This is a genomic window from Paraglaciecola hydrolytica, from assembly GCF_001565895.1.
GTDB lineage: Bacteria > Pseudomonadota > Gammaproteobacteria > Enterobacterales > Alteromonadaceae > Paraglaciecola > Paraglaciecola hydrolytica.
Genome location: NZ_LSNE01000009.1, coordinates 257,917 through 270,415, shown reverse-complemented (window position 1 = coordinate 270,415; position 12,499 = coordinate 257,917). Strand labels below are relative to the sequence as shown.

Here is a 12,499-nt window from a genome sequence, read left to right as displayed (position 1 = left end):
GCCTATATACCGACAACTTTTTTAACCCCTTTGTAATGGCTCGTTTTGGTGGTGCACTAGATCCCCTACTTGCAGGAATTAATGGGCTTAGTGCAGCTACAGGGGGCCTAATTGCTCCAGCTGCTGAAGCCGCTCCAGCCGGCACAGGCTTTGATCACATCGCCAAACAACAGCATAAAAGTTATGCCTTATTTGGTCAGTTTGACTATAAATTGACTGATGAACTGACCTTAACCGCAGGTATACGTTATACCGACGAGAAAAAAGATCTTTCTACCGTATTTAGTGAAAACTTAGCGGGTGGCACAACTTACCCTACCGATTTTTCTTCAGTGGGAGATCCAGCAGCACCTACTCCAGGTTCATTAATTTACGGGGCGGGATATGCTGGCGCTATTTTACAAGGCATAGGTGCAGGACAAATAGATCCGTTTTCTGCAACAGCTGCAGCGGCATTATTACCCTTCCAAACTCCTGGCTGGGCATTTAAAGCCTTGGGTGCAACCACCTCCGACCGCCCTGATATTATTGAGTCACTTAAAGACGACCAAATTACTGGCACCATCAAACTCAGTTATCAACCTGATCGTGATACCTTGTGGTATGTATCCTATGGCGAAGGTTATAAATCAGGTGGTACCAATACCGACAGGATTGCAGCAGGATTTAACCCTTTATTTGACGCTGAAACCTCACAAGCCTTTGAAATTGGTTTGAAAAAGGATTTCCCAGATCAAAATCTGCGGATCAATGCCGCCACTCATTACACTACTGTTAATGATTTTCAAGCCAACACCTTCACCGGCAACGGTTTTAACCTACAAAATGCCGGAGATTATGGGATCAAAGGCCTTGAGTTAGAAGCCACTTGGTTAGCCACTGACAGCCTAGAAGTCAATCTAGCCTATGCAATGGTTAAAGCAGAATACAAAACCTTTGAACGTGGTAACTGTTGGGTAGCTTACACATGGCATACTGGTGTTGATGACCCAGGCAGACAAAATCCAACAGATCGTTTCTGTGACCGTTCAGGTGACAGACCCGGCGGTGAACCAGAAAACTACCTCGTACTTTCGTTGAAGCAGGATATCGATCTGGCTGATAACATTTATGCCTATGTGCAAGGTGAATATACCTATACCAGCGACATCATTCTTGACGGAAGTAATGATCCTTATGCCGTACAAGATAGCTATAACTTGTTGAACTTTAGATTTTTCATGAACTTCACTGATATGGATATGGATCTGATCTTCTGGGCAAGAAACGCCTTAGATGAAGAATATGTCAACCGCACCAACTTCAATACACCACTGCAAGATGGTAAATTAAATGCCTATATGGCCGAACCTAGAACCATGGGTGTAACCATCAAAAAACGTTTTTAACGTCAATACTCTACCTTGTTAAATAGAGTCGGCTATGCCGACTCTATTTTTTTACATCGCAAAATCCGTCATTTTTCAAAGGAAAATCCCATCGCATACTGATGAATCCCGTCAAAATCCCCCTTACTGACTGGGATACCTCGCATTCTGGCAATAGCGTATACCATGCTGATATGAAAGAAAAAATTAGGCAATGCAAAACGCTGTAAAAACTCATCCGCCGGCATAGTAACTTTAACCGGCCCAGCCATATCACTAATCTCGCCCACAAATTGGACGGTATTTTTACCCATTAACTCTTTCAAAAATCCAATTGTTTGTTGTAACTGACTTTGTAACGAGGCAAAACTACGTTCACTTTTAGCAAAAGATAACATCTCGACCTGCGCAATAGGACAAGAGGCACGTAAAGCAAAACTCGCGGCAATTTCAACCTGAGCACCAAGAGGCAACATATCAGCCACCAAACGAGCCTCAAGAATGTTTGTATCATCCCGTTGATTACACTCAATCTTATCCAGCAAGTGACTCAACTGGCTTAAGTAATCTGTAAAAATACTGAGATGACAATAACTCACGACACTATTCACATATCTTCCTTACTGAACAAACAAAATCTCTGATAATGATTTCTGAATTGTATCCACATTTTGTCGTTAATGTGACTAAACAACTTCGCTTAAATAAGCCTCTGATATATTATGCGCGCCGTTAATTTTTATCAGCTAAATACCGTGACGAATACCAATACAACCCCTAGCTCAGCTAACGCTTTATATACTGACTTGTCGGGCTATTATGACTTGATGTGCAGTGACATCAATTATCAAGCTCAAAGCCAACATGTACAGCGCCTGCATCAGTTTTTTGGCAATGGTGGCAAACAGCATCTTGATTTAGCTTGTGGTACAGGTCCTCATGTTAGATATTTCATTGATAATGGCTATCAAAGCAGTGGTTTGGATATCAATCAACCCATGCTGGATATTGCCCAGCAGCGCTGCCCTGAAGCATATTTTATGCTCGGTGATATGACTAAATTTAGCCTAAGTGAACCAGTCGATATCATTTCATGTTTTTTATATTCGCTACATTACTGTGCGGACTTAGCTAAACTGCAAGACTGTTTTGCCAGCGTACATCGCGCCTTAAAACTCGATGGAATTTTTTGTTTTAACGCAGTAAACAAAGATTTAATCGATAACAAGGTGTTTGAAAGACACACTGCGGAGCAAGACAATAGCCATTTTGTTTTCACCTCAGCCTGGCACTACCCTGGTACTGGCGATAAACAATCCTTGTTACTCAGTATTGAAAAAACCAGCTCTCTCAATAATCAAGAAACTAATCAACAAGCTCCTCAACAAACAAGCCAAACATGGCAAGATCACCATCCCATGGTGGCGCTCAATTTTGAACAGTTACGACAACTATTAAGCCCCTATTTTGAAGTGCAGATGTTTGAACACGACTATGACAAAATCATCCCTTGGAACCAAACGTCAGGTAATGCGATATTTGTTTGTGTAAAAAAATAAACCTAAGCCTATGAGCTTCGAGTTTCGAGCAAAAGCAAAAGCAAAAGCAAAAAATGTAGAGCGATTTTAGTACTGCCACTTACTCAAATTTAAAAGACTGAATATTCGACGGAGCTGATTCACCACTCACATTCAAAGCAATAACTCGGTAATAATAACTCTGGCCTGTTTGCAAACTGCTTTTATCGGCAAATAAGCTGTCTTTGGCTGGATCAAAGGCTTGTTTACCATCGGATATATTATCGCCTATCACTTGCCATGGCCCTTCAGCTTTTATACTGCGCTCAATTCTATAGGACTGACCTAAAGGTGCACCTAACCATTGAATATTGTACAAAGAGTTGATCGGTCTTAAAACTGGCGCCTCCGGAACTGGCAATGCAGGAGCTTTAGTCAAGCCACGCATTTGCGCTTGTGCCAAACGCACTAAATCCACTACGGCTAACTCCTGATTTTCTTCTGCATCCACAAAACCCGGTAAATGGTAACTGTAATGTCCGGTGTATTCTTTATGAAAGTAAAAGCCGCCATTGTGTCTATGACCACGAAAACCCCAGATAAAGGCGCCTACCGCTTGTGCTCCTTGATACTCATGATGCACCGCAGTTTGCATAATGTTATTTAGAATACTTGCATCAGTTAAACCAAATTCCCCCACCAAATAAGCCTTACGCCCGGCTATTTGCTGTAAATCTTGTTGAATAGTTTCAGGTTTGTTGTTGTTATTAGTGGTGTAAAAATGGTTAGAAATAATGTCTACATGAGGATTGGTAATGGAATACTCTTTCAATTCCAAATAATTACCATCTACGACTAATTGCTGAGGGGCTAGCTGGTCGATTAACGCTACCGTGTTTTCTAAAAACGCTTGATTAGTGTCTTTTAATTCATTGCCTGTTTCCCAGGCCATAAGGGCTTTTTCGTCATAATAATAACGCCCTGTCAGGGTGTTTTTACGACTTATAACTTGTTTTATTATGCTCTGGTAGGCTTGATAGGTTTTACTATTTATATCGTAAAATGCCTCTTGGTTTTCATCATAAAAAGCCGCTAATTGCTCTCGCCCGCCCCACCATTGCCAGTGATCAATAAAAGGTAATATGAGCCTTAATCCGTGTTTGTCTGCCAACATGATCATGCGGTCATAAACCACCATGGCTGTTTCATTTAAACGTGGCATACCACCTTTAGTTAAGGGCGCTAAGATATGGGTTTCACGGCCACAGGCCTCGTCTGATTCTTGCGCCACCGACAGTACATAGATTCGCATGGCCTTATGACCAGAACGAGTTAAAGCCTTGATCCAGTTTTCTTGTTCGTCGGCTGTTGGCCATTGAAAATATTGCCCCCAACCACGAGGATCGGCAGCACATACTCCTTTAGCATCATTTTCTATACGATGGAGTTCGGGAGCATGTAAACCAGCAAACCTAAATTCGTGCTCACCATCAAACAACTGAGCGCCCTTACGACTAATAAAATGTTCAAAAGCCAGAGTTTGAGCGCTAAACAAACACAATAGTAAGGTGTTATTTAGCCACTTCATGCTCAAGTTCCTTTTCCAAAGACTGCAACAAACGTGCGGCCACCATCATGGCACGTCCGTTATGGTAGGGACCTTTCCAAAATCCGGCTTTGTAATTGTGATCGACATTGTCTTGATCACACAACGCTAACCAATGCCACTCACCGTATTCACGATCAATGTGTTGTTGCTGAATAAACTGCCAGATGTTTTCAGCGGCAACTTTGAATTTTTCATCACCTCCAATTTGATAAGCTTGTAAAAAACCTACTAAGGCTTCAGCCTGCACCCACCAAAAGCTTTCTTGATGAGTATGTTCATCGGCAAAGGTATATTGATCACAAACTTGCCCATGTTGGCCAAGCGCTTGTGCCAAACAGACTTCTGCCATGCTCAGCACCACATTTTTATATTGCTGGCTTAATGCTGGCTGGTTTAATACTTCAAGGGCTTCCCATAACAACCAACTGCATTCGATGTCATGACCATAGGAAAACGCAGGAGACTGATCCTGCCAATCGGCACTTTGAAACAAACTCAAATGTAAACTCGGTTTGAGAATAATATGCTGATCAAACACCCTAAGTAAGGATGTTAAAGCCTTGCCAACTCTAGCATCGCCACTGATGTGATAAAGACTGGTGTAGGCTTCGATAACATGTAAATGGGTATTCATACTTTTGGGATAATTGAGATCTTTATCACTTAAACGCATGTCATCTAAGGGCTGCCAATTTTGTGAAAAAGCTTCAAAGTAGCCACCAAATTGTGGATCAATGGCGTTTTTTTCTAACAACTCAAAGTAGTCACCAGCCTTAGCCAAAGCCCTTTTGTCGCCAGTCAGTTGGTAATAGGCACACAGTGCATAAATAGCAAAAGCTTGGGCATAAGTTTGTTTTTTACCGCTGATAGCCTTACCTTGATAATCCAGCTCCCACAGCACACCGCCATATTGTTTGTCGTCAAAATAGTCCAACAAATAGTCAAAGGCGCGAGTGGCATACTCACGATATCCTGCATTGTTATACGTATGAGCAGCTTCACTAAAAAACCACAATATACGGGTATTCAGTACTATGCCCTTATTGGCAATGATCACAGGATTGGCTTTTGCGTCTATCTCGCCATAAAAACCACCGTGCAGAGGATCAACACTATGAGCTATCCACCACTTGGCAATTTTATGGCACTCTCTGTCTAATAAACCTTTATCCAGTATGCCAAAAGCCTTTACTGCTTGCATGTCTGACTACCCTTTTGTCTTGGATGCTGTTTTTGAAAAGAACGCCATATTTTTATCAATCAACTGTTTAAGCGTATTCACCGAAGTGGCCGAACGTAGACCGTCTTCTGGTGTATTTAAGGCATAATCAACTAGTTGTTCGATGGTGGTTGTGGCCACGTGCATGCGGGTATCTGATGAAGCGTAATAAATAAACACTTCATTGTTTTCATTCACTATCCAACCATTAGCAAAAGTCACATTGGATACATCACCTACTCGCTCGCTACCTTGTGGTGCGATAAAATGACCGCCCGGCTTGTGAGTTACCCGCCATGGTTCAACTAGATCTGTCATAAATACATACAGTACATAACGTAAACCTGCAGCAGTATTTCGTACTCCATGGGCCAAATGTAACCAGCCATTGGCGGTTTTAATTGGTGCTGGACCTTGACCATTTTTAACTTCTTTAATGGTGTGATAGGCCTTACCGTCAACAATGGTTTCTTGTTTTATCTCGGCTTTTTCCATTGAATCACACAAGCCCCAGCCGATGCCGCCACCCGCCCCCACACTGATAAAACCGTCTTGTGGGCGGGTATACAAGGCATATTTGCCATCAACAAACTCAGGGTGTAATACCACGTTTCGTTGCTGACCAGAGTAAGTAATTAAGTCGGGTAAACGCTCCCAAGTCACAAGATCTTTAGTACGGGCGATTCCACATTGGGCGGTTGCCGCGGATAAATCCTCAGGACGAGTAAGATCTTTACGCTCAGTACAAAACAGGCCATAGATATAACCGTCGGCATGTTGCACTACACGCATATCGTAGACATTGGTATCAGGCTGGTCAGTTTCCGGCATAGTCACTGGATAATCCCAGAAGCGGAAGTTATCTACGCCGTTATCACTTTGTGCCACGGCAAAAAAAGATTTGCGATCATTGCCTTCAACTCTCACCACTAACAAATATTTACCATCCAGATATATCGCCCCAGAATTAAAGGTGGCGTTAATACCGATACGTTCTTGCAAAAAGGGATTGCTTGCCTCATTCAAATCATAACGCCAAAAGACCGGAGTATGTTCTGCCGTGACAATAGGCAGTTGCCAACGTTGATAAATACCGTTGGATTGTGCGGTGGGCGCATTTTTTAAGCTAATCAGTAATTCATAGTCAGAACACAATTTTTCAACTTTTTGCGTAAAACTCATATAAAAATCTTCTCTTCTAAATAATTTAAATGCGGGCTTCGACCTTTGCTGCGCAATATAGCACAAACTAGTGGTGAAACCGGTTACTAAAACAAGTATTGAACCTGCCTTTTTTATACTTAATTCAGCACGCTGACACATTTTTGTGCAGATTAATATCCTGCTCAAACAAGCTTAGCAGGCATATCAGCAGGATAGTCCTCAAGCGTATTCCACCAAAAAACCTTCAAAAACACTGAACATACGATCACCACAGCTAAGGCGATAGTCATGGGTATAAACTGTTGAATAACTAAAAATATCGGTGCTGCTATTAAGCCGCTATGCCAAATAATACCTACCACTACGTTGGCCATATCTCGCTTAAAATATGTATTGGCACGGACGTTAGGGTGTTCTTTTTGAATTTCGAGTAACACCGGCTGCCACCACCCCCACGGGCGGGTTTTTAAGTAAAAATTCTTCAGTACTTGCATATCATCTGCTGGTGTTAACAGGGTTCCTAAAACACAACCGATTAAACACAATAAAAACAGGGCAGGAAAAGCATTTAGTGGCGAGACATCCGTAAACATCAGAGGAATAGCCGCAACAATGCCGGTTAACATACCGTAAAAATAACCATAACCGTTAAAGCGCCACCAATACCACTTAAGCACGTTAGCCGCGGTATAACCACCGTATAGCGCTGATACTATCCACATGATCAAGCCATTAAGTGTAGGAATAAACAAACCAATAGCCGTGCCTAAAACGACAAATACAATAGAGATGATATAACTCAGATAGACATAGGTTTTGTCAGGGGCATTGGGATTGATGTAGCGTTTATATATATCATTCACCACATAGGCCGGAGCAGCATTGGTGGTGGCGGCAAAGGTCGACATAAAGGTTGCCAACAACCCCGCCAGCACTAATCCCAACAAGCCAGAAGGTACATAATTAGCTAAGGCAAAGGGCAGAATTTGTTCAAAATCCACATCAGGACCCATACCGTTTAACTCGTCGTTAAAAAACACTAAGGCGAGTATGGCCAGACCCGTAATCATCATGTAACGAGGGATAAGCAGTACGACACTAACAAACCAACTCATTTTTGCTGCGTCTGTGGGCGAACGAGCAGACAATACACGCTGCATGTCATAGTTAGGCGCAGGCCCTGCCATGCTTTGCAATACGCCTTTAAAAATCACCAACATCATAAAGATACTAAACATTGAATAACCATCTTCGGCGATTTTGCTATTGGCAGCGGGTAATATGGCGCTCCAATCTAAATTCAACGTCCAGCCAAATTGAATTTCATCCCAGCCCTGTGGTACGGCTTTGGCTAACATTTCTGGCGAAACCTGCTGCATAGCGATTATACCAATGGCAACACAAGCGATAGTCATGATAAAAAACTGTACAACCTCGGTGATCACCACACTGTACATGCCACCTTTTACCACATACAACATGGTGATAAAGGTCAGAATTAATCCGTAATAAACTTCGTTTAAATGTGGGTCGCTAGACAATTGCCAAGGCATAAAACCCGCCGAAAACTTGCCTATACCAATGAAGCTATAGGCCAGAAAACCCAAGACATTCACCAAGGCAAACACCACCACTATAATATGGCTGAGTTTAGCGCCCTGACTGTCGCCAAAGCGAAAACGTATCCACTCGGCCCCGGTCATAACACCCGAACGGCGCAGCCAAATGGATAAAAATACCAACATAAAAATTTGATTAAAGGCCGGCCATAACCACGGAATAAAAATACTTTTTAAACCATAGATAAACAGCAAATACACCATCCACATGGTACCGCTGATATCAAACATGCCCGAGGCATTAGATAAACCAAGGTAGTACCACTTAAGCTCTTTTCCACCAAGAAAATAGCCTTCGATATTACGACTGGCACGTTTGGATATCCAAAATCCAATTCCCAAAGACAAAACTAAATAGGCAACAATAATGCCGAGATCTAACAGCGATAAATTCATTTACACCACTTTTGTAATTTTGCTTTATTTCACCAGTGACACGTTAAATGTAACCGGTTACTCAAGATGTTAGTAATTGTTGCGCAAATGTAACCGGTTATCAAGCTGTTTTTATTGATGTAGCTGAGGATATGTTTAAACTAATGTAAAATGTTTCATCAGAATGATAATTTTATCCGCTTTAGGAGCGCTGCAATGTCAACCATCAGAGATGTATCTAAAGAAGCGGGACTGTCTATAGCGACGGTTTCTAGAGCCTTAAGTGCGCCAGAAAAAGTCACTCCTGAAAGCCTTAAAAAAGTTCACGATGCCATCGAACTGTTGCAGTACCGGCCTAATATGCTGTCGCAAAAGTTTCGTAATAAACAAGCCAATGCCATCGTGATTTTAGTACCAGATATTGCCAACTTGTTTTTTGCCAAAGTCATCAGCGGCATTGAAAGTGTCGCGCAGAAAAAGGGCTTCAGCGTATTATTAGGTGATACTCGTGACTCCAAAGCCCTCGAAAAACAATACATCAACTTGGTCGAAACTCGCCAAGCCGATGGAATTATTCAGCTACGTCCTTACAGCGAAAATGACTCTTTGTTACCCATCGCTAGAGTACCAGCGGTCAATGCCAGTGGCTGTGAAAACACCCCCTATCCTACGGTACGCATTGATAACGTTGGCGCGGCTAAAGAAGTGGTTAAGTATTTGATTTCATTGGGGCATAAACGTATCGGTGTGATCACAGGCTTACAACGCAACCCCCATACTATCGACAGATTAAAAGGTTACAAACAAGCCTTGGCCGAAGCTAATATTGCCTTTGATCAAAGTTTACTGGCAGAAGGTGACTTCACTTTGTGGTCTGGTTTGCAAGCTAGTGAGCACTTTAGCCGAATGAGTGACATCCCTACTGCTCTATTTTGTATGAATGACGAAATGGCTATAGGTGCCATGAAAGGCCTTAAATCTAAGGGTTTACGCCTACCCCAAGATATTTCTATCACAGGTTTTGATGACTTGGATGTCTCACGTTATTGTGATCCGCCCCTTACCACTGTTGCCCAGCCCGCTGAAAAAATTGGTGAACGTTCAGCTGACTTGTTGTTTCAATTGTTAGATGAACAACAACCCACGCAAACCGAATATGTCTTGCCCATTGAGTTTATTATTCGTCAAAGTACGGCTCCACCACGTGCTTAAATATAGCTAGCTTTATGTTGTTATGGTTTTAGCTCAAACCCATATTTTTTGCTTGCTCTTTAAAATGTAACGGGTTACATTTTGAGTATGATTTCGTTTTTATAAATAATATGTCTAGCTCACTTCAATTACATTTGTGCATTAATCAATTAACTGACTGGCTCAAACATGACGCCTTACCCTATTGGACTACGAGTGGTATAAACCCCCACAACGGTGCCGTCTACGAACAAATGTTATTTAATGGCCAGCCCGATTTAGCAGCAAATCAACGTGTTAGAGTACAAGCACGGCAAATAATGGTGTTTTGTGCCGCACAGCAGCAGCAATGGCTGAATAATAGTTTGCCTATTGTTAGCCGCATCGTAGCGTTTATGCACTCTCATGGACGAATAAGTCCTACAGCCATAGGATATGTCCAATTGCTGACACCAGATAATCAAATAGTCGGCCCCAAACTCGATAGTTATGATTTTGCTTTTTATTTTCTGGCTTGTTTTCATCGTTTTTCTACTTTTAATGATAAGCAGGCACTGGATGAAGCCAATGCCTTGTTATGGTATATGGACGTACATTTTAAAAATGGCTCAGCGGGCTGGTTAGAGGGTAATTACTCTACCCCACATAGACGACAAAATCCGCACATGCACCTGTTTGAGGCTTTTATGACCGGCTACGAAGTAACTCGCGATGGTAAGTGGCTGGCAAAAGCCGGGCAAATATTTAGCTTGTTTGAACAGTATTTTTTCAATCCCAAGACTCACGTATTACACGAACATTTTGACGCCAACTGGCAACTAGCCGAGGGACAAGCGGGTGAAAGTGTAGAGCCGGGACACATGTTTGAATGGGTGTGGTTACTGCGCTGGTACGAGCGACTCACAGCCACTCCTGTTGGCCATTATTGTGATGCTTTATATCAAAAAGCCTTAACCATCGGCTGCGATCCACTCAGCCAACTGATTTATGATGTAGTCGACACACAAGGCACTATTATCAAGGGTACCAAACGTTGTTGGCCCTTGACCGAACTGGTCAAAGCCAGTCTGGCACAGGCAACGGTATGTAGCCCAGCACAACGTCAATTTTATGAAGATAAAGCTGCGCTTGGCATACAATTGCTGTTTGATTTTTATCAACATCCCACCATCAAGGGCAGTTATATTGATCAGATAGCACCAGACAATACTGTAGTGGCAGATCACGCACCAGCCAGTACGCTTTATCATTTTGCGGTAATGGGCGTGGAAGCCAATAAATATAAAGCACTCTTTTTATGAGATATCCAGCTTATGTACAAGCAATACTAGGTTTTGTATTGGTATTTTTTACGCTGTTGACTAACACTTCAACCTTAGCATCCACAACAAAACAGCCACCCAATATCATCTTAATCAGTGCCGATGATCTGGGTTTTGATGACTTAGCAATCAATGGCAATACCACAGTGACCACCCCCAATTTAGATAAACTGGCGCAACAATCAGTGACGTTCAGCGATTTTGCCGTATCACCAGTCTGTTCCACGACAAGGGCATCCTTGTTAACCGGGCGACAGTTTTATCGTACTGGTGTATCGGGCGTGCATGGTGGGCGGGATTATTTAAATCGTGACGAAACGCTGCTACCGCAAATGCTAAAACAACAAGGTTATGCTACTGCGACTTGGGGTAAATGGCATTTAGGTAAATCCCCAGGTTATATGCCCTGGGAGCGCGGTTTTGATGAGGCCTATTATGCTGAATTATACCAACATCAGGCCAATACCGGTTGGTTAAACGGTGTAAGAGTCGAGCATCAAGCGTGGGTTTCACAAGTTATTACAGACTACGCTATCGAATTTATTCAAGACAAAAGCAGCCAAAAACAACCCTTTTTTGCTTATCTCAGTTTTTTAGCCCCTCACGAACCTTGGTTAGCGCCTGAAGAATTTGTTGAGCCTTATTTAGCTCAAGGTATGCGCCCCGCCATGGCCAACCTTTACGCTATGGTAAGTGAGATGGACTACCATATTGGCCGTTTACTTAGCTATCTTGAGCAAACAGGCTTAAACAACAATACCATTGTTATTTTTATGAGTGATAACGGCCCATGGTGGGATTCCAGTAATTTGGGCGCGCTGACCAAACAAGAATGGCAAAGTCGCAATCCAAGTCAACTCAAAGGCAACAAAGGGCAAACCTGGCAAAATGGGGTTAAATCACCGTTATTTGTGCGTTTAGCTAATACTAAAAAACAGCATAGTGTCACCCGTTATGTGGAAGTCACAGACATCCTACCTACCATTTTAGCGCTCACTGGCACTCAAGTTCCGGCAAACAATTTGCCACTCGATGGCCAGTCTTTTGTTGATTATTTGCAAGGCAATACAGAGGGAACTAACCCTCGTCGGCACCTAATTGCCAGCCACGACTTAC

10 protein-coding genes are annotated in these 12,499 nt (G+C 42.5%); 5 read left to right on the top strand and 5 right to left on the bottom strand.

What is annotated here, in order from left to right; all coding sequences use genetic code 11:
• Positions 1–1,388: TonB-dependent receptor domain-containing protein (locus AX660_RS16920; protein ID WP_131811827.1), on the top strand; the 1,388-nt coding region annotated here is incomplete at its 5' end.
• Between the two features lie 68 nt (positions 1,389–1,456).
• Here AX660_RS16920 and AX660_RS16915 read toward each other — a convergent pair.
• Positions 1,457–1,978, bottom strand: coding sequence for a DUF1993 family protein (locus tag AX660_RS16915; protein ID WP_082768974.1), 522 nt, complete (start codon positions 1,976–1,978; stop codon positions 1,457–1,459).
• 111 nt (positions 1,979–2,089) lie between these two features.
• On the opposite strand from AX660_RS16915, the gene AX660_RS16910 reads away from it, so the two are divergent.
• Positions 2,090–2,926, top strand: a complete 837-nt coding sequence (locus AX660_RS16910; RefSeq protein WP_068379315.1) for a class I SAM-dependent DNA methyltransferase — start codon at positions 2,090–2,092, stop codon at positions 2,924–2,926.
• A gap of 79 nt (positions 2,927–3,005) precedes the next feature.
• Here the strand turns inward: AX660_RS16910 and AX660_RS16905 are convergent, their stop codons facing one another.
• The 4 genes from AX660_RS16905 to AX660_RS16890 all read right to left on the bottom strand — a co-directional run bounded on the left by AX660_RS16905 (position 3,006) and on the right by AX660_RS16890 (position 8,891).
• Positions 3,006–4,472 (bottom strand): glycoside hydrolase 5 family protein, encoded by a 1,467-nt coding sequence (locus tag AX660_RS16905; protein ID WP_068379312.1) that lies wholly within the window; start codon positions 4,470–4,472, stop codon positions 3,006–3,008.
• Positions 4,456–5,694 carry an AGE family epimerase/isomerase gene (locus AX660_RS16900; protein ID WP_068379309.1) on the bottom strand — a complete coding sequence of 413 codons (1,239 nt, stop codon included), beginning with the start codon at positions 5,692–5,694 and terminating at the stop codon, positions 4,456–4,458. The genes AX660_RS16905 and AX660_RS16900 overlap by 17 nt, the downstream gene beginning before the upstream one ends.
• Before the next feature lie 6 nt (positions 5,695–5,700).
• Positions 5,701–6,894, bottom strand: a complete 1,194-nt coding sequence (locus AX660_RS16895; RefSeq protein WP_068379978.1) for a glycoside hydrolase family 130 protein — start codon at positions 6,892–6,894, stop codon at positions 5,701–5,703.
• 164 nt (positions 6,895–7,058) lie between these two features.
• Entirely contained in the window at positions 7,059–8,891 is a 1,833-nt protein-coding gene (locus tag AX660_RS16890; RefSeq protein WP_068379306.1) for a sodium:solute symporter family protein, read from the bottom strand.
• Positions 8,892–9,086: 195 nt separating this feature from the next.
• Between AX660_RS16890 and AX660_RS16885 the strand changes: the two genes are divergently transcribed.
• The 3 genes from AX660_RS16885 to AX660_RS16875 all read left to right on the top strand — a co-directional run.
• Positions 9,087–10,082: a LacI family DNA-binding transcriptional regulator gene (locus AX660_RS16885; protein WP_068379303.1), complete on the top strand. Its 996-nt coding sequence runs from the start codon at positions 9,087–9,089 to the stop codon at positions 10,080–10,082.
• A gap of 110 nt (positions 10,083–10,192) precedes the next feature.
• Positions 10,193–11,362: an AGE family epimerase/isomerase gene (locus tag AX660_RS16880; RefSeq protein ID WP_068379300.1), complete on the top strand. Its 1,170-nt coding sequence runs from the start codon at positions 10,193–10,195 to the stop codon at positions 11,360–11,362.
• Positions 11,359–12,499: sulfatase-like hydrolase/transferase (locus AX660_RS16875; protein ID WP_157884353.1), on the top strand; the 1,141-nt coding region annotated here is incomplete at its 3' end. The genes AX660_RS16880 and AX660_RS16875, both read left to right, overlap by 4 nt.

Coding starts and splice junctions, on each gene's coding strand:
- AX660_RS16895 (WP_068379978.1), bottom strand. CDS start 6,894: ATGAGTTTTACGCAAAAAGTTGAAAAATTGTGTTCTGACTATGAATTA.
- AX660_RS16890 (WP_068379306.1), bottom strand. CDS start 8,891: ATGAATTTATCGCTGTTAGATCTCGGCATTATTGTTGCCTATTTAGTT.
- AX660_RS16880 (WP_068379300.1), top strand. CDS start 10,193: ATGTCTAGCTCACTTCAATTACATTTGTGCATTAATCAATTAACTGAC.
- AX660_RS16905 (WP_068379312.1), bottom strand. CDS start 4,472: ATGAAGTGGCTAAATAACACCTTACTATTGTGTTTGTTTAGCGCTCAA.
- AX660_RS16885 (WP_068379303.1), top strand. CDS start 9,087: ATGTCAACCATCAGAGATGTATCTAAAGAAGCGGGACTGTCTATAGCG.
- AX660_RS16900 (WP_068379309.1), bottom strand. CDS start 5,694: ATGCAAGCAGTAAAGGCTTTTGGCATACTGGATAAAGGTTTATTAGAC.
- AX660_RS16910 (WP_068379315.1), top strand. CDS start 2,090: ATGCGCGCCGTTAATTTTTATCAGCTAAATACCGTGACGAATACCAAT.